Here is a 21,739-nt window from a genome sequence, read left to right on the forward strand (position 1 = left end):
TTTAAATGGGACACTGTTCCAGTGTCCCGGTTCCGACTTTCGTCAAATTTTACAAGCGCCGCCTGCACAGCCTTCATCTGTTTCTTCCTGGCCGTCTGACGCACCATCACGGGTGTTGTGATAGTAAAGGGTCTTCACACCCAGCTTGTAGGCTGTCAGAAGGTCTTTTAGAAGGAGCTTCATTGGCACCTTGCCACCTTCGAACCGAGCAGGATCGTAGTTGGTGTTGGCCGAAATGGTCTGATCAACAAACTTCTGCATGATCGCAACCAGCTGGAGGTAACCGTCGTTACTGTTGATATCCCATAGCAGTTCATAGTTGTTACGCAGCTCTTCGAAGTCCGGTACAACCTGCTTCAGGATACCGTCCTTGCTGGCCTTGACGCTGACATAGCCACGTGGTGGTTCAATGCCATTGGTGGCGTTACTGATCTGTGATGAAGTCTCGGAAGGCATCAGGGCAGTCAGTGTTGAGTTACGCAGACCGTGATGCTTGATCTCGCTGCGCAGAGCTTCCCAGTCCAGGTGAAGTTCTTCGCTGCAGACTTCGTCCAGGTCCTTCTTGTAGGTATCTACAGGCAGGATGCCCTGAGAGTAAGTGGTCTCATGGAACTTGGTGCAGGTGCCTTTCTCTTTTGCCAGCTGGTTAGAAGCTTTCAGCAAATAGTACTGAATGGCTTCAAAGGTTTTATGAGTCAGCCCGTTGGCTGAGCCATCAGAATAACGAACACCGTTTTTAGCCAGGTAGTTGGCAAAGTTGATCACGCCAATTCCCAGAGGGCGACGTGCCATGGTGGCATTGTATGCCGCTGGCAGAGGATAATCCTGATAGTCCAGCAGGTTATCCAGCGCACGGACCAGAAGGTTACTCATCTCTTCCAGTTCGTCCAGGCTATCAAGCTTACCCAGATTGAAAGCAGCCAGGGTGCACAGTGCGATTTCACCTTCTTCATCCATTACATGCTCGAGAGGCTTGGTAGGCAGTGCAATTTCCAGGCAGAGGTTGCTCTGGCGAACCGGAGCTACTGTCGGGTCGAATGGGCTGTGAGTGTTGCAGTGGTCAACATTCTGAAGGTAAATACGGCCGGTACTGGCGCGCTCGGACGCAAACAGTGAGAACAGTTCTACTGCTTTCAGAGTCTTTTTGCGGATGTTTGGATCCTGTTCGTACCTGACGTAAAGCGCTTCAAACTTTTCCTGATCTTCAAAAAAAGCATCGTACAATCCCGGAACATCAATCGGAGAAAATAGAGAGATGTTGCCACCTGTAATCAGGCGCTGATACATCAGGCGGTTGAACTGAACGCCGTAATCCAGATGACGAACACGGTTTTCTTCAACACCCCGGTTATTCTTCAGAACCAGCAGATTCTCAACTTCGAAGTGCCAGATAGGGTAGAACAGAGTCGCTGCGCCGCCACGAACCCCCCCCTGTGAGCAGGACTTAACCGCTGTCTGGAAGTGCTTGTAAAAAGGAATACAGCCTGTATGGAAAGCTTCACCGTTACGGATCGGGCTGCCAATGGCACGAATACCGCCAGCATTGATACCAATGCCTGCGCGTTGGGAAACATATTTAACGATGGCGCTGGATGTCGCATTGATAGAATCCAGCGAGTCACCACACTCAATCAATACACAGGAACTGAACTGGCGGGTAGGTGTGCGAACACCGGCCATAATGGGTGTTGGCAGAGAAAGCTTGAATGTAGAGACAGCTTTGTAGAAACGCTCAATATAATCCAGCCGGGTCTCTTTCGGGTAGCTGGCAAACAGGCAGGCACCGATCAGCATGTAAAGCATTTGGGGGCTTTCATAATATTCACCAGTGACCCGGTTCTGAACCAGATATTTGCCTTCCAGCTGTTTAACGGCAGCGTAGCTGAAGTCCATGTCACGCTTGTGATCAATAAAGCCATTCATGGCGTTGAAGTCAGCTTCACTGTAATCATGAAGAAGATGAGCGTCGTACTTCTTCATTTCTGCCAGTTTGACAACGTGGTCGTAGAGCCCGGGTGGCTCGAACTGGCCGTACGCTTTTTTGCGCAGATGGAAGATGGCCAGACGGGCCGCCAGATACTGGTAGTCAGGAGCCTGTTCGGAGATCAGGTCGGCGGCTGACTTGATCAGTGTTTCGTGGATATCTGTGGTCTGTATGCCATCGTAGAACTGAATTTGTGATTTAAGTTCAACTTCGGAAACGGAAACGTTGTTCAGTCCTTCAGCAGCCCAGGTGATCACCTTGTGGATCTTCTCCAGATCCAGCTGCTCCTTGTCTCCGTCGCGCTTGGTGACCAGGATATCTTTGTTCATTAAAAGCCCTTACCAGTAAAAAATAAAACTCAAGATATTGTATTTTTATGTTTCGGCTACTACTGAATGCCAGCCCCTGTCTTGGGTGCAGGAGTCGTGTCGCAGAGGGTTGAGCCGAGAAAAATCCGCAGGTCACTGATCCCGCAGTAAAAACTGTCTCGAAGAGGTGTTTTCAGGAGCCAGATGCTGTCCTGAGTGACCTGTCAGCTTTTCTTCCCTGATACCGCAGCGCCTGCGCCACAAATCCCTTTCGTTAGCGACTTCACAGATTCTGTCTTTCAGTTCGGCACACCACCCAACAATGTACTAACCATGTCATCTAACTACCTGGTTAACTGTTCGGTTAACCAACACAAGATGTTGTGTGACGACCTTGTATATACACAAGATAATGCGCTATTGGCAGAAGTTCAAGTTTGAAATTTAGTGGAAAAATTGTGCATAACTTGTGAGTTTTTTGCAGTGTTAGTACTTGCAAACGGCCTGACTGCTTTTACTGACACGGCTTTCAGTATTCTACAGATCTGCCGGCACAGGCCAGACTCTATATATAATAAAAAGTCATAAATAAGTATAAATCAATAAGAAATAAGTAGTATTCAGGAGGGAGCACCAAAAGAGTGTGAAACTCAACACAGAGTGTTTCACAAATGCAGGTTTTTAGTGCAAAAAAATGACCTTTTGGGGAATTTCCCGGTCACCTAGGGACTCTAAAGCAATGCTGTAGTAGTATCCGTGAGCTGAGCCTGACAATTACCGTCGGGCTTGTAGTCTTCATTTTAATAATCTTTGGAAGTTTGGCTGTGGAGAATTCAGAAACAGGTCGAATCCTGATAGTTGAGGACGATGAGCGGTTGGCCACACTCACCAGGGACTATCTCGAGAACAATGGACTCTCGGTCTCTATAGAAGGTGATGGTGGTAAAGCGGTTGATCGTATTCTTGAAGAGCGCCCCGATCTGGTGGTGTTGGATCTGATGCTGCCAGGAGAAGATGGTGTTTCCATCTGTCGCCGTGTTCGTGGGCAGTACGCTGGACAAATTCTGATGCTGACCGCACGGACCGATGACCTGGATGAAGTTCTGGGGCTGGAAATGGGTGCAGACGATTATGTTGCCAAACCGGTACGTCCAAGAGTGCTGTTGGCCAGAATCCGGGCTTTGCTGCGCCGAAACCAGGGCCCCATGGAAGAACAGGAAGAGCAAGGCAGCAGCCGCCTGATGTTTGGTCCATTGGTTGTGGATAACTCTATGCGAGAAGCCTGGCTGAACGATGTGAGTGTAGAGTTAACCAGTGCCGAGTTTGATCTGCTGTGGTTGCTCTGCTCCAATGCGGGTCGGGTTTTGAGCCGGGAAGAAATTTTCTCTCAGCTGCGTGGTATAGAGTACGACGGACAGGATCGCTCCATTGATGTTCGGGTGTCCCGTATTCGACCCAAGATTGGCGATGATCCCATGCATCCTCGTTTGATCAAGACCGTTCGCAGTAAAGGTTACCTCTTCGTTAAAAGTGAATAAGTGCTCTGAGCTATTTAAGTAGAGAAGCCTGTGAGTAGTATTTTCTTACGCATATACGGCGGGCTCCTGTTTACGCTGGTGCTTGTCGCTGTTCTGTCAGGTATTTCAGTTACGCTGATCAATGGGGTGAGACAGGCTGACTATCGAGAAGATATGGTCAGGGGAACCTTTCGTCTGATCGTAGAGACGGTTGAAACCTTACCTGAAGCCGAACGTAACACCTGGCTGGAAGACTGGGGAGAGCGCCTTGCGATTCCCTTCGAGCTCGTGAGCATGGAAGATTCAGGGCTGGACCAGGAGCAGTTCAAATCTTTGAAGCCTGATGGCATCAAGGTCCGTATGTTGGATCAGAACAGAGCTCTGGTTATGACTCCTTTGGAGGGAGATACTCTTCTGGAAGGTGTGGTGTCGTCTATATCAGAGCAAACAGCCAGTGGTACTCTCAGTCTTCTGAAAGCTAAATTAATGCGTTTTCCTGTCGCAAGCAGAGCAGACAAACTGAAAGAGTTGTCTGTTAATAGCTTCAGTTACCCTGTCCATCTGGTGGAACCTTCTCAGACTCGATTACTCCCTGTGCAGCAGGAGCAGCTTCGTAAAGACAGTATGATGATGCTGCTGGATGATGAGGCACAGACAGTCTCTATCTACACAAGCCTGCCGGATGAAACCCGTTTGCTCAGAATGGGACCATTAGGGTTACTGAACCCTTATCCCTTCAAGCTGATGCTGACCATTGGTTTGTTCGTGTTGACCTCCCTGAGTTTGGCTATTTATATCCTGGTTCGGGGAATGGAGAAACGTCTGCGCAAGCTTGAGAGAGCAGCGACACGTTTCAGTCATGGCGACTTTGATGTCCGTGTCTCTCTGTATGGTGCCGACTCTATTGGTCGTCTGGCTCAGGCATTTAATGCCATGGCGGGTCATATCCAGAGACTGTTAAGCCTGCAGAAAGAAATGATCAGAGGCGTCTCTCACGAGTTAAGGACACCTGTCGCCCGGCTCAGGTTTGGTCTGGACCTGGTGGCTGATGCCAGAACGCCTGAAGAAAGAGATCATCAGTTAGAAGGTATGGATAAGGATATTCAGGAACTGGATAACCTGGTGGATGAGATTCTGACCTATGCCAATCTTGAACAGGGTGCGCCCGAGGTGCGTTTCAAGCGGCACGATGTCGATAAGGTCATTGGTCAGGTCGTTGCTGAGCACAAGCGTCTTCAGCATCGTGTGGCGATTGAGCATGTTCCCTGCAATATACTTGATCCACGTCGTTTTGCGGACATTGATCGTCGCTACATGCACCGGGCCATCCAGAACCTGGTGGGTAATGCCTGTCGCTACGCAGACAATAAACTGGAGGTCAGGTTTTCTGCAACACAGGACACTTGTCGTGTTGATGTGGACGATGATGGCCCCGGTATTCCAGAGGATCAATGGGATCGAGTCTTTTCAGCGTTTTCAAGATTGGATGACAGTCGTACCAGAAAATCAGGTGGCTACGGCCTTGGACTTTCTATCGTGAGACGAATTATGTACTGGCATAACGGTCGGGCAATGGTCAGCCATAGCCCTCTGGGTGGTGCCCGGTTCAGTCTGGTTTTGCCTCGTAAGCAGAGACGCTAACCGACTGGAAAAGCCCTGCTTGCAAGAAGGCTATTTTTGAAAGTAGCCTTTTTCGTTTCCTTCCATCAGGGCTTTAAGGCTTTTTCCGATATGGCTGGAAGAATTCCCGATAACGTTTTGAAGCAGGTTTCCCTGGCTGTTTCCAGAAAGTCAGCGATGTAGGGTTGTTCTTTCTGTTCCACCCGGATACCCGCATAGAGTGTTGACCAGAGACCTCCACTGCCCAGCTTTCTCGCTGCTACATGGTCTTTTTCAAGATATTCTGCCAGAGCCCAGTTAGGCAGTGCACAAACGCCGCGCTGACTGGCAACCAGCTGCAACATCATCAGGGTCAACTCAACCGTTCTGACCTGATTGGGTTCTACATCATCCGGATCCAAAAAGCGATTGAAGATATCAAGCCGGTTGTGGTCAATGGGGTAGATGATCAGTGTTTCTGCATCGAGATCAGCAGGCTCAATCCACTCCTTTTCCAGCAAGGAATGTTGTCTGGAGAGAGCCAGTAACATCTCATAGCGAAACAATGAGATATAGGTCAGACCAGGAATATCTATCGGGTCAGAGGTTACCACCAGATCCAGCTCTCCTCTGGATAGAGCGGGTAAGGGGGCAAAGTTGAAGCCGGTGGCAAAGTCCATTTCGACTTCGGGCCATTGCTGGCGGTAAGCGTCAATGGTTGGCATCAGCCATTGGTAACAGCTGTGACACTCAATGGCAATGTTGAGGCGTCCGGACTCTCCTCCTGACAACCTGAACAGGTCTTGCTCAGCGTGTCTTAGCTGGGGAAGAAGTTCATCTGCCAACTGCAGGATGCGCAGGCCGGCTGATGTAAACCTGGGGGGGCGGGTTTTACGGATGAACAACTCCATGCCAATCCGCGCTTCAAGTTCCTTAATCTGGTGAGACAGGGCTGACTGAGTCAGATGCAGGCTTCTGGCTGCTTCAACCAGACTCCCGGTCTGCTTCAGAGCAAGAAGTGTTTTCAGGTGCCTCAGTTCCAATCCTATGTTGGTTGTCATGATAAGCAATGTTTCATGTAGGGGTTTGTTTTCAAAAAACATTAATCTAACTCATTTTTATCGTTAGGAAAATGATTTATATTCAACTTTTTTCCTGTGCCAGACTGATAGCCCTTGAAGAAGTCGGGAGCAAAGATATTTGCAGCTGTATGTTATGGGTAGACAATATATTGAAAAATGGTGCGTTTGCGAGAAAACAGCTACGCTCAGTCTGAGTTCGATGCATCAACATTATCCAGTTCTTTGTTTACATGGGAGGAAATTCAGGTTTGAAACAAGACTCGCGTGATCGAATGCTGGAAAGTATCGTGCGCAACAAATCCTTCGCGGAAATCGGTGGGCTTTGGGGCGGCGAACAGGAGCGACTCAGTGTTGCACATGAGTTTGGAGCCCGAGAACTAACTATGATCGACATCCTGCCGCCGGTGAACCAGTGGTGGCATGTCTTTGAGGATCGAATGAAACAAAAAGGAATTGAAGGCTATCAAACCTTATCAGGCGACATTATGACAATGCCCTGCGGCCCCTATGATATCACGCACTCTTCGGGAGTTATGTATCACTTGCCAAACCCTGTTCAATATCTGTCAGCACTGCGTGCGATCACCAACGAGTATTGCGTGATGACATCGGCCAGTATACCGCGACGTATAGAAAACAAGTATGGTCTCTTGGAGTTGGATGGTGGAAAAGTTCTTTTCGTCCCGGGTATGAGCGAAGAACAAAAGTGGATTTTCACCGAGTTTTATGTTGGTGATAACGAAAGTTTTACAGACGATGACGGTATGTTCATCGGATTTCGAAATATGGGGCAAGACGGGTTTGCGACAACGAACTATGTACCATGGTGGTGGTTGCTACCCGGAGAGGCCATTGTCAGTATGGCTCGTGCCGCAGGTTGGGAAGTAGTGGAAATATCCGAAAACTGGGGTGGCAAGGCGCACACCATACTCCTGAAAAACAATGGTCGGGTGGACACGGCCACCATGGGATAGATCTCGTTTAATGTTTTGGCTGAAAAGCGAAGAGAATCTTGCCTCATTCGTTTCTTAATAAAGCAGAACGCAATGATGAGATGCGAAGCGTTTAGCATTCAATGGCAATGTTGAGGCGTCCGGGCTCTCCTCCTGCCAGCGTGGACGGATCTTGCCTAGCATACCTTAGCTGAGTAGGAAGCTCATCTGCTAACTGCAAGATACGCAAACCTGCTGATGTAAATGTAAATCTGGGAGGGTGTGTTTTACGGATGAACAACTCCATGCCAATCCGCGCTTCAAGTTCCTTAATCTGGTGAGACAGAGCTGACTGAGTCAGATGCAGGCTTCTGGCTGCTTCAACCAGACTCCCGGTCTGCTTCAGAGCAAGAAGTGTTTTCAGGTGCCTCAGTTCCAATCCTATGTTGGTTGTCATGATAAGCAATGTTTCATGTAGGGGTTTGTTTTCAAAATATTATTAATTTTACTCACTTTTGTTATTAGTAAAATGAGTTTGATTCAATTTTTTCCGTGAGCCAGACTGTATACCCATGAGCAGCTGGATGCGAGGACACTGACTTCGTAGCCATAGCTGATTATGAAAAGACAACAGATAGCCATGAACGACAGAGTAATTTTAAGTCGACATAGGTTATGAACAAATCTCTCTGAATCAACAAGAGTGGATGCTCTGGAGAATCCGATTATGGCAATCTCACACAGCGGTGGCTTTCCACGCATTGGTGCCAATCGCGAGCTGAAAAAAGCGCAGGAAGCCTACTGGAAGGGTGAACTGAGTAAAGAAAGGCTTTTAGAGGAAGGTAAACGCCTCAGGTTGCAACACTGGGCTATGCAAAAGGAAGCCGGGCTGGATCTGATCCCGGTTGGGGATTTTGCCTGGTACGACCAGATGTTGAATCACTCACTCATGCTGGGCGCCGTTCCGGCACGGTTTGGTGCAGATTCTGACTGTGAAGATATTGACACCCTGTTTCGCATGGCCCGGGGCAGGGCGCCTGGCGGGACTCCAGCAGCAGCGTGTGAGATGACCAAGTGGTTTGATACCAACTATCACTACATTGTTCCGGAGTTGCATAAAGGCCAGACCTTAAAGTTGTCGTCTACAGAAATTATTCGTGAGACCCGCGAAGCATTGGATGCAGGATTTAAGGTCAAGCCAACACTGATAGGTCCACTTACCTGGCTGTGGCTTGGGAAGGTGAAAGGAGAGGCGTTTAATCGTCTGGAACTGTTGGATGACGTTATAGAGGTCTATGGTCAGGTACTCAATGAGTTGGCAAAACTGGGTGTTGAGTGGGTTCAAATTGATGAACCTATCCTGGTACTGGATCTTCCTACCGAATGGCATCAGGCTTTTGAGTCCACTTACAACAGGCTGCAAGGCAAAGATCTGAAGATCCTGCTGGCGACCTATTTTGGAGGTCTTAATGGCACAACAACAACTGCAGTGAATTTACCCGTTGAGGGGCTGCATATTGATCTGGTTCGTGATGCTGAGCAACTGACGGCAATCCTTGACAGGCTGCCTTCCTACAAAGTGCTTTCAGCTGGTGTCGTGAACGGCAGAAATATCTGGAAAGCGGATATTCGTTTTATAGTCAGTAAACTTCAGGAAGCCAGCGAGCGTCTGGGTAACCGTCTCTGGGTTGCCCCCAGTTGTTCACTTCTGCATACGCCGGTTGATCTTGAATGTGAAACAGATCTGGATGATGAGTTGAAATCCTGGTTTGCCTTTGCAGTTCAGAAGTGTCAGGAAGTATCAATCATAGCCCGTCTGCTTTCAGGCAATCGGAATCCCGAGGTTCAGGCTGCTCTGGCTGCTTCGGATCAAGCGGTTGAAGCCCGGAGTCAGTCATCGAGAATATATAATGAAGCCGTTCAGAACCGGGTTGCCGGAATCAGCAGTGGCGATGACCAGCGAAACCTGCCTTATAAAGAAAGAGCTGTCGTTCAGGCATCCAGACTTAAATTGCCGTTGTTTCCAACTACGACAATCGGCTCTTTTCCTCAGACGGTTGATATCAGAAAGCAGCGTCGTTTATTCAGAAAAGGCGAGCTGAGTGAGCATGACTATGTAGAAGCCATGCAAAAGGAGATTCTGGACACTGTTGCCAGACAGGAGGCGCTCGGACTCGATGTCCTTGTTCATGGTGAAGCCGAACGTAATGACATGGTCGAGTATTTTGGTGAGCAGCTCAATGGCTTTGCCTTTACCAGCAATGGTTGGGTGCAGAGCTACGGTAGCCGCTGTGTAAAACCTCCCATCATTATTGGTGATATTTCCAGACCAGAGCCCATGACTGTGAACTGGAGTTGTTTTGCCCAGGACCAAACCAGTAAGTGGATGAAGGGTATGCTCACAGGCCCGGTAACAATACTCTGCTGGTCTTTCCCGCGGGAAGATGTCGATCGAAGTGTTTCCTGCCTGCAACTTGCTCTGGCGCTCAGGGATGAAGTCGTGGATCTGGAAAAGGCGGGTATTGGCATCATCCAGATTGATGAGCCGGCGATTCGCGAAGGTTTGCCCTTGCGCAAAGAAGACTGGCCTGACTACCTGAACTGGGCAGTAAAAAGCTTCAGGATTGCTGCCAGTGGCGTTCAGGATGAAACCCAGATCCACACACACATGTGTTATAGCGAGTTCAACGACATCATTGAATACATCGCGGCAATGGATGCCGATGTTATTACTATTGAGACCTCCAGATCTGACATGGAGTTACTGGATGCTTTTGAGCGGTTTGAATACCCCAATGAGATAGGCCCGGGGGTTTATGATATCCACTCGCCGAATGTTCCGGAGTCACAGTGGATGAAACAGCTGATGAAGAAAGCCGCCGAAAAAATCCCGCCGCAACGTTTATGGGTCAATCCGGACTGTGGCCTTAAAACCCGTGATTGGCCCGAGGTAGAAGCGGCGCTGAGCAATATGGTGCAGGTGGCTAACGAACTCAGGGATGAGCTGGCTTAACCGGTGATGCCTTGACCTGGACTTCAATAACGGGGAGTTCTGGAGGGGGAGCGGTGAAGGAAGCCTCTTGCCCTTCATAAGTCAGGAACGAGGGAGCCATCACCTCGGCATGGACGCCGGTGAGAATTTCTACCTCTCCCTCTTGCTCTCCAGGCTTGACAAGGTAGAAAACTTTATAGAGTCGGCTCTTTTCCGCATCCTCAAAATAGAGAGTGGCTCCCTGGTCCGCCGAGACGATAATGCTCCGGGGCTCCAGGGGGCGCTCGTCAATGATCAGGTTTGTATCCAGTTGGTATTGGGTTTGGGTAGCTTCTTTGTTATGGCCTGGCATTGAACACCCTGATAACAGCAGTATAAGGGGTATGATCAGGAACTTCTGATACAGGCTATCCAAGTGTTGAGCATTCTTGTTCGACATCAAAAAAATCCTTAATTTTAGTGCTTCTGTCTCTGAGACATTGTTCGTGAGATAACTTCATGCCTAAAGATAGATGCTTTAGAGAAACTAATCTCTGAAATTGGGCTCTTCAGGGATATCTGTGGGTAAAAATGAGTCAATTTGAGAGGTGGAAGCATCAGCAGCTGATTTTTGGTAGCAGACAAAACAACCATAAAAACACCGCTGATGCTAATAAAAACTATCCTCAATAAAGTTCATAAACTCAAGTCATTTGTTTACCAGGATGTGAAACTTGGCTTCTACCAAGGCTGTGAAGTATTCAATGTAGCCGTTGTTCCACGAGGAACAGCCAGACTATCTGCTCAGGATGCCAGAAACCTGCTCCGGGCTATGATTATCTTGCTGAGCGTCGTTTCGAGTTTGTTCCTCTCTGGGGAATCAGAGTTTTCTTGCTCTATAGAATGCGCCGGGTGGAATGTCAGACGTGCGGCGTAAAGGTTGAGCAAGTTCCATGGGCTTGAGGGTAAGAAGGAGCTGACCAAAGCCTATAGGCAATTTCTGGCAAACTGGGCCAGAAAGCTGTCTTGGAAAGGGGCTGCCAGTACTTTCAATACCTCATGGGAGAAAGTATTTCACGCTGTGGAGTACATGGTTGAGTGGGGCAAAGCGCAGCGTTCACTCGACAATATCAAGGCCATTGGCGTTGATGAAGTGGCTTACCATCTCGGACATAAATACCTGACAGTGGTTTATCAGATTGATCGCAGTTGTACCCGACTACTATGGGTTGGTCAGGATCGTACTGAAGCCACAATTAGAAACTTTTTCTTCTTTTTTGGCCTTGAGCGTAGTCAGCAACTGAGGTATGTCTGCTCAAACAGAAGGAGAACCTGACCGAGAAAGAAGAGATCAAGTTAAATACAGTGCTTCACTATAATCTCAAAAGTGTCAGAGCTTATCTGCTCAGAGAGGATTTTCAAGTGTTCTGGGCTACATCTCACCACACTGGGCAGGAAAGTTTCTGGATTGGTGGTGTATAAGAGTCATGCTGTCAAAGATAGCCGATGAAGAAAGTAGCTAAAACTGTTCGGCGACACAGGCCACTGATCCAGAATTTCAAGGCAAAATAAAGCATTTTCCAGCGGGATTGTGGAAGGTCTGAACACCAAGATAAAACTCACTACGAGAAAATCGTATGGTTTCAGAACCTGTAGATGTGCAGAAATCGCCTAGTATCATGCACTGGGCAACCTGCCCGAACCAGAAATGCCCCACAGATTTTGCTGACGAGGCTATTTTTCAAGCCTGAATCTATGAGATGTTCACAAAAAAACAAAACTGCCTTCTCGATGGTTCGATCACTGCTTCTGCTAATGACAATAATGTTTGGGGATTCGCTACCTGCCGGGGAACCAGTAGGCTCAGACCCAATGCCAGCACATTTCTTGTATACCAATAAGTTGTCTGAACCTGAACAGCCCAACCCTCTTCCGGTTGATTTTATGCAGTTCACCCTCAGTTTGTCGCAGCTGCTGCCGAATAACAGACCTCTTCAGTCTCTAAACTGCCACTCTCCCCGATGTTATCAATGAAGCAAATACACTGCATTGATCTTGTGGCTGAGCCCCTTGAAGTCCTGGAGAATAATTCCAATATGCTGATCGCCACAGGCGCTGCCGGGGGAGATGATGGCGATAAGCCACCTGACGGAAATAACAGGGATCCTGACTCAGAGCTGCTGCCTGACCCTACCCTTGTTCTTGTTCCTGGCCCTGTTCAAAAATGCCTGGAACAAAAAAGACAACTGCTTCAAATATTACGAATCAAACGGCTATGGTCGATTATCACTGGCAAAACCGTGCTGGCGCTAATTTTGTCAGACCGGATCATGGTGATTGAAGCAGATCTTCTTGATCTGGAAAGGTCAGACCCTGCCAGAATTCAACTGGGGCTGGTTCAGACATGGTTGGCAGAGAATGGTCAGGAACTCAGTGTTTACCGTGAGATCGTTCCTGGTAAATATTCTGGCCGGCAGGTGGGCACCGGGAAAAAGAACCAATCCTCCCGGACGACCAGAGCATCAACAACTGCCACAACAAGCCAGACTGGTCTGATGAGACTAGCCGCTGCCCGTAGCCGGGTAACCGGCTCGAAAGGCGGCAATGGTCCTGGAGGCGATGATCCACTGAGTCCATCAGCTGAGCAGGATACAGGTGATTCAATTGTTACTTGTTCAAAATGTGACAAAGCACTGAATCAACAGGAATTAAGACGTGTAGCCAATAATGCAGAAGCTTCAGCGTTTTTATGCAACAAATGCCTGTCAGGCACTTACGGTAAAAAAAGAGCAAAACGAGCCCGCCAGGAAACAGAGCCGGATTCATTGGAACCTGCTCAGAAAAAAAAGAAGGGGCCAGGTAGAAAGAGAAATAATTCAAAAGCAGTTGCTACTGCACCAGCGGCCAAAAAAAAGAAACCGCCAGATACTCAAATTCCCGATGATCCATTAGAAAAAATAAAAGCAAATATCAAGTACGAATTAAGTCAGGAAGAGCTGAAAAAAATGCAAACCCTGATGGCAGTATTCAAGAAAAAAAACATCACTGTAAAAAACACTTTTTATAAGCTGTCTGGTTTTGTAGATAGAAAGTCTTTTAATGGTTTCTTCGATAATGCCGCCACCTTTTTTGGGCACTTTTCTGAAAACTTCAAAAATACAGGCACGCTGACCGGCATGCTGGGTAATAAAAAAAATATATCCGTAGTTTCGCAGAACGTAGTCTGAATGAACTCGAATATTTTGCAAGTTTGGATGTATTGAATTCCTTCTCGTCCATGAATAATGGCAAAGGCGTGCCCACACATGAGCAAGTGAAAGCAATACTGGGCTGGCCAGAATGGAAAGACAGGGATAGCGAGTTTAATACGAAGTTGTTCCGATCCTTCTCGTCAATGAATAGTGGCAAAGGCATGCTCAAACATGAACAAGTGAAAGAGGTGCTGGGCTGGCCGGAATGGAAAGACGAGGATGGCGAGTTCAATATGGAGCTGTTCCGCTCTTTCTCATCCATGAACAATGGTAAAGGCGTGCCCACACATGAGCAAGTGAAAGAGGTGCTGGGCTGGCCGGAATGGAAGGACAAGGATGGCGAGTTCAGTATGGAGCTGTTCCGCTCTTTTTCATCCATGAACAATGGTAAAGGCATCCTCAAACATGAGCAAGTGAAAGAGGTGCTCGCCTGGCCGGAATGGAAAGACAAGCATGGCGAGTTCAATATGGAGCTGTTCCGCACCTTTTCATCCGTGAATAATAGCAGAGGTATGCTCAAACATGAGAAAGTGAAAGAGGTGCTCGACTGGTCTGAATGGAACCACAAGGGTGGCGAGCTCAATATGAAGCTGTTCCGCGCCTTTTCGTCCATAAATCACGGCCAAGGCTTGCCCAAACATGAGCCTGTGAAAAAAGTGCTGGACTGGATAAGTTGCCGGGGGGCGCCCAATTACAGGCTACTGCAAATCATGCCCAGGCTTTGGGTATCAGCAGGGCTACCTGCTATCAAGATGCTGCAACACCGGGAAACACAACTGAAACAGTTACTGTTTACAGAACTTACCGGAGAGTTTATCAACCCGGATAATGAAGGAGATGATAAATACAATCGCCAGATAAAAACAGTCGCTCTTTATCTTTCCACCCCTAAGCCGGACTGGTCACTAACATGGACGGTATTAAAACAGTTCTGCCAATTTCATGAACAGACTAAAACGCTTCTGATGCTGGAATCATTGACAGGGCTTTTATCTTCTTCTGGAGGGAAAAGTGTCAAACGCTATCTTCAGGCTAATCAACGGGATCGGCATTTTTTGTGGCGTCATTCAATGAAAGCCGTGCCTTTGCGCGTGTTAAATAGAGCAATGTTCCTGTGTTCTTCCGATGAAAACAGGGAGCGTTTTGTTTATTTTGCCAAGCGGTTGAAGTCATTGCCGGATAAAAGACTATGGGAGCAGTATTCAGCTCTGTTGCAACCATTGTCAGGAGTGCTGAAACTCGACTTTATGCAAAGGTTCTATCTGGGAATCCTGCAACCCTTAACACAGGCTGATCAGCTGCGTTTTCTGGATGCCAGCCATGCCCAGGCTGTATTCGATCTGTTTCCCTCGTTAAGTGCCCTGCAAAAACTCAGCAAAGAGCATTCTTCCCATTGGTTAAAGAAGCTGCTTGAAGCCTGCCTGCAACTAAAAAACCATGACATCACCAAAGAAGGCATCCAGATACTGTTTGAAGCGCTGCTCAAAACCCATAGTCTTCTACCCTGGGATAACGATATCCCCGATCACTTTTTGTCCGGGATGCAAACGACCGACAATAACCATGTTGAGATACCTGTCTCGGGACTTATCCCATCAGGAGAACAATTGGCCCTGAGCTATATCGCTGTGCTCATGCAGAACCTCAATGAGATGTCTTTTACCGTCAAAGGGCAGTGGCTTGATGTTGAGGTGCCAGGTGACGGAGTTCAAAACTACCGCTACCCAATGCCACAGGTGAAAATACAGGATGAAAAAATGGCCGTCAGCAACTGGTCAGAGGAACAGTTCAGGACTTTTTTGAAAATCACTGAGATGTCTGAACGCTATTATTTGACAGCAGACCAATGGCAAGAGCGTTTAAATTCGGATGACCCGGTATACATCCAAAGACGCAAAGCCAGACTGGCCGCAAACGTAGAGCTGAGAGCAAAAGGTGTTGTTGAAGCAGCCCCCTTCAACCCGATACCTGGTCATATTCTGGCCATTCTAGACGACAAACGAGAAAAACCGGCATTTGCCAGTTTATGGTTAAAGCTCAACCAGACAGAAATTTTTGGCACCGAAATACTGAATTTACTGGAGGAGTACGAGAGCGAAATGGAGCTTATGCATACAGTGGCCCTCCTTAAAAAAGCCCAAATCGATAGCGCTACCCACATACTGGAAGAATGGCGGCAACGGGCGTGCAGTGAGATAGAACAGTTAAAAAAGCAAGACCCTTTATTATCCGATGTTGATCCTGATGTTTATCAGGGTTGTCAGGAACTGGAGTTGCTTGATGGGTGTGGGAGTATTTTCTAAAAAGACTTGTGTCGTCTGATAAAGCTTCTAAAAAAAACTGTCTGCCAAATCCGTTCATGGCAAGCTTGCCAGTGCGGTGCTATAAAATCTAGCGCAAACGTCAATCATCAGGCCTAAGCCGGATGACGTACGAATTTTTTCCACTAGCGAATGGATTCACAGAAGCTGATTTTATTTGCCTGGATCTATGAGACGCTCACAAAAAAAAAAGCTGCCTGCTCGATGGTCCGATCACTGCTTCTGCTAGTGACGATGTTGTTTGGGGATTCGCTGCATGCATTGGAATTAGTCGGCTCAAGCCCGCTACCAGTTCATTTCCTGTATTCCAATAAGTTAGCTGAACCTGAACAGCCCGATTCTTTTCGAGGGTGTCACGAGTTGACTCCCGTCATTCCCGGCTTCATTCTCGTCATTCCCGCGAAGGCGGGAATCCACACTGACTCACCACCAGAACCATACTGCCCGGTGCCCCCCTGGCCTTGTCATCCCCGAGAAGGCAGGGATCCACCGTTGGCGCTGGATTCCCGCCTTCGCGGGAATGACGACCTCAGAGCATGGGAACGAGCTGTTGGAGTTTTGCGACAGCCTCCGGAGCGTGGGAACGAGTTGTTGGAGTTTTACGTGCCCCCTGAAGTTCTGGAGAACACTTCTAATGGTCTGATCACCAGGGGCGCCGCAGTAGGAGATGATGGCGATAAGCCACCTGACGGAAACAGCGGGAGTCCTGACCCAGAGCCCCAACCTGACCTTACCTTTATTTCTGATCCTGTCCAAACTTGTCTGCAGCAAAAAAAGCAACTGCTTATAATATTACAAATCAAACGACTATGGGCAATTATGACAGGCCAAACCACGCTGGCCCGGATTTTGTCAGACCGGATTATGGTAATTGAAGCCGATCTTCTTGATCTGGAAAGGTCAGACCCTGGCACGATTGAGCCGGGGCTGGTTCAGACATGGCTGGCAGAGAATGGTCAGGAACTCAGGGTTTACCGTGAGATGGTTTCTGGCAAATATTCTGGCCGGCAGGTGGGCAACGGGAAAAAGAACCAATCCTCCCGAACGATAAAAGCATCAACGACCGCGACAGCAAGTCAGACTGGCCAGACAAGCGGATCTGCTGCCCGTAACAAGGGAACCGGTTCGACAGGCGCCAATGGTCGTGGAGGCGATGACCCACTGAAACCCTCTGCTGAGCAGAATACCGGACATTCGCTTGTCGCTTGTTCGAAGTGTGACAAGGTATTGAATCCACAGGAATTAGAACGTGTAGCAAATCAGACAGCAGCTACAGCGTTGTTGTGCAACAAGTGCCTGTCGGGCATTCAAGGTAACAAAAGGGTAAGACGAATCCGGGAAGAAGCAGAACCGGATTCACCAGAACCCGCTCCGAAAAAAAAGAAGGGCCCGGCTAGAAAGAGAAATAGTTCAACAGCTGTTGCTGAACCAGCGGCCAAAAAAAAGAAACCGGCAGTCACTCAAATTCCCGATGATCCGTTAGAAAAAATAAAAGCAAATATCAAGTACGCATTAAGTCAGGAAGAGCTGAAAAAAGTGCAAACCCTGGTGGCGGTATTCAAGAAAAAAAACATCACTGTAAAAAACACTTTTTATAAGCTGCTTGGTTTCGTAGATAGAGATTCTTTTAATGGCTTCTTCGATAATGCCGCCGCCTTTTTTGGGCACCTTTCTAAAAACGTCAAAAACACAGGCATGCTGACCGGCATGCTGAATAATAGCAAAAAACATATCCGTAGTTTTGCAGAGCGTAGCCAGAATGAACTCGAATATTTAGCAAGTTTGGATGTATTGAATTCCTTCTCCTCCATGAATAATGGCAAAGGCGTGCCCACACACGAGCAAGTGAAGGCAATACTGGGTTGGCCAGAATGGAAAGACAGGGATGGCGAGTTTAATACGAAGTTGTTCCGATCCTTCTCGTCAATGAATCGTGGCAAAGGCATGCTCAAACATGAGCAAGTGAAAGAGGTGCAGGGCTGGCCGGAATGGAAAGACAAGGATGGCGAGTTCAGTATGGAACTGTTCCGCGCCTTCTCATCCATGAACAGTGGTAAGGGCATGCTCAAACATAAGCAAGTGGAAGAGGTGCTGAGCTGGCCGGAATGGAAAGACAAGGGTGGCGACTTCAGTATGGAGCTGTTCCGCGCCTTCTCATCCATGAACTGTAGTAAAGGCGTGCTCACGCATGAGCAAGTGAAAGAGGTGCTGAGCTGGCCGGAATGGAGGGACAAGGATGGCGAGTTCAGTATGGAGCTGTTCCGTTCCTTCTCATCCATGAACAATGGTAAAGGCGTGTTCAAAAAAAAAGAAGCGAAAGAGGTGCTGGGCTGGCCGGAATGGAAGGACAAGGATGGCGAGTTCAGTATGGAGCTGTTCCGCTCCTTCTCATCCATGAATAGTGGTAAAGGCATGCTCAAACAAAAGGAAGTGAAAAAGGTGTTGGGCTGGCCGGAATGGAAAGACAAGGATGGCGAGTTCAGTATGGAGCTGTTCCGCGCCTTCTCATCTATGAATCATGGCAAAGGCATGCTCAAACAAGAGGAAGCGAAAGAGGTGCTGAACTGGACGGAATGGAAAGACTGGAATGGCGAGTTTAATACCAAGTTGTTCCGATCCTTCTCGTCAATGAACAATGGCAAAGGCATGCCCAAACATGAGCAAGTAAAAGAGGTGCTGGGTTGGCCGGAATGGAAAGATGAGGATGGCGAGTTCAGTATTGAGCTGTTCCGCTCCTTCTCATCCATGAATAGTGGCAAAGGCATGCTCAATCAGGAGGAAGTGAAAGAGGTGTTGGGCTGGCCGGAATGGAAGGAAAAGGATGGCGAGTTCAGTATGGAGCTGTTCCGTGCCTTCTCGTCCATGAATAGCAGCAAGGGCATGATTAAACATGAGGAAGTGAAAGAGGTACTGAGCTGGCCGGAATGGAAAGACAAGGATGGTGAGTTCAGTATGGAGCTGTTCCGCTCCTTCTCTTCCATGAAAAATAGGAAAGGCGTGCTCAAAAAAAAGGAAGTGAAAGAGGTGTTGGGCTGGCCGGAATGGAAAGACAAGGATGGCGAGTTCAGCACGGAGCTGCTCCGCGCTTTCTCATCTATGAATCATGGCAAAGGCATCCTCAAACATGAGCAAGTGAAAGAGGTGCTGGGCTGGCCTGAATGGAAAGACAAGGATGGCGAGTTCAGTATGGAGCTGTTCCGCTCTTTCTCATCCATGAATAGCAGTAAGGGCATGATTAAACATGAGGAAGTGAAAGAGGTGCTGAGCTGGCTGGAATGGAAAGACGAGGATGGCGAGTTCAATATGGAGCTGTTCCGCTCTTTCTCATCCATGAATAGCAGTAAGGGCATGATTAAACATGAGGAAGTGAAAGAGGTGCTGGGCTGGCCGGAATGGAAAGACAAGGATGGCGAGTTCAATATGGAGCTGTTCCGCGCCTTCTCATCCATGAACAGTGGTAAAGGCATGCTCAAACAAGAGGAAGTGAAAGAGGTGCTGGGCTGGCCGGAATGGAAAGACAAGGATGGTGAGTTCAGTATGGAGCTGTTACGCGCCTTCTCATCTATGAATCATGGCAAAGGCATGCTCAGACAAAAGGAAGTGAAAGAGATATTGGGTTGGCCGGAATGGAAAGACACGGATGGCGAGTTCAGTATGGAGCTGTTCCGCGCCTTCTCGTCTATGAATCACGGCAAAGGCATGCTCAAACAAAAGGAAGTGAAAGAGGTGTTGGGTTGGCCCGAATGGAAACACAAGGGTGGCGAGCTCAATATAAAGCTGCTCCGCATTTTCTCGTCCATGAGTCACGGCCAAGGCTTGCCCAAACATGAGTCTGTGAAAAAAGTGCTGGACTGGGTAGGTTGCCGGGGGGCGCACAATCACAGGCTACTGCAAATCATGCCCAGGCTCTGGGCATCAGAAGGGCTACCTGCTACCAAGATGCTGCAACACTGGGAAACACAACTGAAACAGTTACTGCTTACAGAACTTACCGGAGAGCACAGCAACCCGGATAATGAAGGAGACAATAAATACAATCGCGAGATAAAAACAGTCGCTCTTTATCTTTCCACCCCTAAGCCAGACTGGTCGCTAAAATGGACGGTTTTAAAACAGTTCTGCCAATTGCATAAAGAGACTGAAACACTTCTGATGCTGGAATCATTGATAGGATTTTTATCTTCTTCTGGAGGGAAAAGCGTCAAACGCTACCTTCAGGCTAATCAACGGGATCGGCATTTTTTGTGGCGTCATTCAATGAAAGCCGTGCCTTTGCGCGTGTTAAATAGAGCAATGTTACTGTGTTCTTGCGATGAAGACAGGGAGCGTTTTGTCTATTTTGCCAAGCGGTTGAAGTCATTGCCGGATAAAAGACTATGGGAGCAGTACTCTGCTGTGTTGCAACCCTTGTCGGCGGTGCTGAAACTCGACTCTATGCAAAGGCTCTATCTGGAAATCCTGCAACCCTTAACAAAAAATGATCAGCTGCGTTTTCTGGATGCCAGTCATGCCCAGGCTGTATTCGACCTGTTTCCCTCGTTAAGCGCCCTGCAAAAACTCAGCAAAGAGCATTCTTCCCATTGGTTAAGCAAGCTGCTTGAAGCCTGCCTGCAACTAAAAACCCATGATATTAACAAAGAAGGCATCCAGATACTGTTTGAAGCGCTGCTCAAAACCCATAGTCTTCTACCCTGGGATAACGATATTCCCGTTCACTTTCTGTCCGGGATGCGAACAAACAACAATAACCATGTTGAAATACCTGTCTCCGGACTTATCCAATCAGGAGAACAGTTGGCCCTGAGCTATATCGCAGTGTTGATGCAGAACCTCAATGAGATGTCTTTTACCGTCAAAGGTCAATGGCTTGAGGTTGAGGTGCCGGGTGATGATGTTCAGAACTATCGCTGCCCAATGCCACAGCTGGAAATACAGGATGAAAAAATGACTATCAGCAACTGGTCAGAAAAACAGTTCAGGACTTTTTTGAAAATCACCGGGATATTTGAACACTATTATTTGACTCCAGACCAATGGCAGAAACATTCAAACCCGGATAACCCGGTATACGTCCAAAGACGCAAAGCCAGACTCACCGCAAACAAAGAGCCAAGGGCAAAGAGTCTGGTTGAAGCGACCTCCTTCAACCCTTTACCCATTCATATTCTGGTTATTCTGATCAAGGAAGGAATGGTCATCAAACCCGTCACCTGGAAATCCTTTGACCATCATAAAGAGAGACTGCCTGAATCACTGCTTTGCAGACTGAGAGAAAGAATCGAAACATCAGATATAGAATGCCCCGATGAAATTAGAGAATCGCTGACCCCGTACCTGAATAACGTGCAATTCAGGCAAGCTGAAGCCTATCAGCCAGAGAATGAATTGGAACCACAAAAACAGGCGTTTGGCAGTTTATGGTTAAAGCTGAACCAGACGGAAATTTTTGGCAGCGAAATACTGAATTTACTGGAGGAGTACGAGAGTGAAATGGAGCTTATGCATACAGTGGTCCTCCTTAAAAAAGCCAAAATCGATACCGATAACCGCATACTGGAAGAATGGCGGCAACGGGCATGCAGCAAAATAGAGCGTTTAAAAAAGCAAGACCCTTTATTATCCGATGTTGATCCTGATGTTTATCAGGGTTGTCAGGAACTGGAGCTGCTTGATGGGTGTGGGAGTATTTTCTAAAAAAGATTCGTGTCGTTCAGGCAAACTGGGCCAGAAAGCTGTCTTGGAAAGAGGTTGCCAGTACTTTCAGCACCTCATGG

At 48.0% G+C, this 21,739-nt stretch carries 14 protein-coding genes and 1 pseudogene; 11 read left to right on the forward strand and 4 right to left on the reverse strand.

The window, feature by feature from the left end; translation table 11 throughout:
- Positions 1-42: 42 nt before the first annotated feature.
- Complete coding sequence (gene nrdA / locus P6910_RS06180) at positions 43-2,313, reverse strand: class 1a ribonucleoside-diphosphate reductase subunit alpha (RefSeq protein WP_317145408.1); 2,271 nt, start codon at positions 2,311-2,313, stop codon at positions 43-45.
- A 797-nt stretch (positions 2,314-3,110) separates the two neighbouring features.
- Here nrdA and P6910_RS06185 point away from each other — a divergent pair.
- Together P6910_RS06185 and P6910_RS06190 are read left to right on the forward strand one after the other, a co-directional pair.
- Positions 3,111-3,830, forward strand: a complete 720-nt coding sequence (locus P6910_RS06185; protein WP_410493881.1) for a winged helix-turn-helix domain-containing protein — start codon at positions 3,111-3,113, stop codon at positions 3,828-3,830.
- A 30-nt stretch (positions 3,831-3,860) separates the two neighbouring features.
- Positions 3,861-5,450, forward strand: coding sequence for an ATP-binding protein (locus P6910_RS06190; RefSeq protein ID WP_317145410.1), 1,590 nt, complete (start codon positions 3,861-3,863; stop codon positions 5,448-5,450).
- Positions 5,451-5,515: 65 nt separating this feature from the next.
- Here the strand turns inward: P6910_RS06190 and P6910_RS06195 are convergent, their stop codons facing one another.
- The gene (locus P6910_RS06195; RefSeq protein WP_317145411.1) at positions 5,516-6,469 is read right to left on the reverse strand and encodes a LysR family transcriptional regulator; all 954 of its coding nucleotides are present in this window, start codon (positions 6,467-6,469) and stop codon (positions 5,516-5,518) included.
- A 269-nt stretch (positions 6,470-6,738) separates the two neighbouring features.
- Here P6910_RS06195 and P6910_RS06200 point away from each other — a divergent pair, with 269 nt between their 5' ends.
- Entirely contained in the window at positions 6,739-7,464 is a 726-nt protein-coding gene (locus P6910_RS06200; RefSeq protein WP_317145412.1) for a hypothetical protein, read from the forward strand.
- Positions 7,465-7,558: 94 nt separating this feature from the next.
- Here P6910_RS06200 and P6910_RS06205 read toward each other — a convergent pair.
- Positions 7,559-7,879: pseudogene (locus P6910_RS06205) on the reverse strand (LysR family transcriptional regulator); the annotation flags it as partial.
- A gap of 270 nt (positions 7,880-8,149) precedes the next feature.
- On the opposite strand from P6910_RS06205, the gene metE reads away from it, so the two are divergent.
- Positions 8,150-10,435, forward strand: a complete 2,286-nt coding sequence (metE, locus tag P6910_RS06210; RefSeq protein WP_317145413.1) for a 5-methyltetrahydropteroyltriglutamate--homocysteine S-methyltransferase — start codon at positions 8,150-8,152, stop codon at positions 10,433-10,435.
- Here metE and P6910_RS06215 read toward each other — a convergent pair.
- The gene (locus P6910_RS06215; protein WP_317145414.1) at positions 10,416-10,853 is read right to left on the reverse strand and encodes a hypothetical protein; all 438 of its coding nucleotides are present in this window, start codon (positions 10,851-10,853) and stop codon (positions 10,416-10,418) included. The genes metE and P6910_RS06215 overlap by 20 nt on opposite strands.
- A gap of 338 nt (positions 10,854-11,191) precedes the next feature.
- Here P6910_RS06215 and P6910_RS26715 point away from each other — a divergent pair, with 338 nt between their 5' ends.
- From P6910_RS26715 to P6910_RS06235, 7 genes are all read left to right on the forward strand, one after another.
- Entirely contained in the window at positions 11,192-11,356 is a 165-nt protein-coding gene (locus P6910_RS26715) for a transposase family protein (RefSeq protein WP_410493921.1), read from the forward strand.
- Positions 11,334-11,729, forward strand: a complete 396-nt coding sequence (locus P6910_RS26720) for a transposase (RefSeq protein WP_410493882.1) — start codon at positions 11,334-11,336, stop codon at positions 11,727-11,729. Before P6910_RS26715 ends, P6910_RS26720 begins: the two co-directional genes overlap by 23 nt.
- A 14-nt stretch (positions 11,730-11,743) precedes the next feature.
- Positions 11,744-11,875, forward strand: a complete 132-nt coding sequence (locus P6910_RS26725) for a hypothetical protein (RefSeq protein WP_410493922.1) — start codon at positions 11,744-11,746, stop codon at positions 11,873-11,875.
- Positions 11,876-11,948: 73 nt separating this feature from the next.
- Positions 11,949-12,068: a transposase gene (locus tag P6910_RS26730; protein ID WP_410493923.1), complete on the forward strand. Its 120-nt coding sequence runs from the start codon at positions 11,949-11,951 to the stop codon at positions 12,066-12,068.
- Positions 12,069-12,423: 355 nt separating this feature from the next.
- Positions 12,424-13,620: a hypothetical protein gene (locus P6910_RS06225; protein WP_317145415.1), complete on the forward strand. Its 1,197-nt coding sequence runs from the start codon at positions 12,424-12,426 to the stop codon at positions 13,618-13,620.
- Between the two features lie 23 nt (positions 13,621-13,643).
- Positions 13,644-15,947 (forward strand): hypothetical protein, encoded by a 2,304-nt coding sequence (locus P6910_RS06230; RefSeq protein WP_317145416.1) that lies wholly within the window; start codon positions 13,644-13,646, stop codon positions 15,945-15,947.
- Positions 15,948-16,199: 252 nt separating this feature from the next.
- Positions 16,200-21,659 (forward strand): hypothetical protein, encoded by a 5,460-nt coding sequence (locus P6910_RS06235; protein ID WP_317145417.1) that lies wholly within the window; start codon positions 16,200-16,202, stop codon positions 21,657-21,659.
- Positions 21,660-21,739: the final 80 nt, after the last annotated feature.

The organism is Endozoicomonas sp. 8E (assembly GCF_032883915.1).
In the GTDB taxonomy this organism is placed as follows: domain Bacteria; phylum Pseudomonadota; class Gammaproteobacteria; order Pseudomonadales; family Endozoicomonadaceae; genus Endozoicomonas_A.

Coding starts and splice junctions, on each gene's coding strand:
- P6910_RS06235 (WP_317145417.1), top strand. CDS start 16,200: ATGTTGTTTGGGGATTCGCTGCATGCATTGGAATTAGTCGGCTCAAGC.
- P6910_RS06195 (WP_317145411.1), bottom strand. CDS start 6,469: ATGACAACCAACATAGGATTGGAACTGAGGCACCTGAAAACACTTCTT.
- P6910_RS06225 (WP_317145415.1), top strand. CDS start 12,424: ATGAAGCAAATACACTGCATTGATCTTGTGGCTGAGCCCCTTGAAGTC.
- metE (WP_317145413.1), top strand. CDS start 8,150: ATGGCAATCTCACACAGCGGTGGCTTTCCACGCATTGGTGCCAATCGC.
- P6910_RS06215 (WP_317145414.1), bottom strand. CDS start 10,853: ATGTCGAACAAGAATGCTCAACACTTGGATAGCCTGTATCAGAAGTTC.
- nrdA (WP_317145408.1), bottom strand. CDS start 2,313: ATGAACAAAGATATCCTGGTCACCAAGCGCGACGGAGACAAGGAGCAG.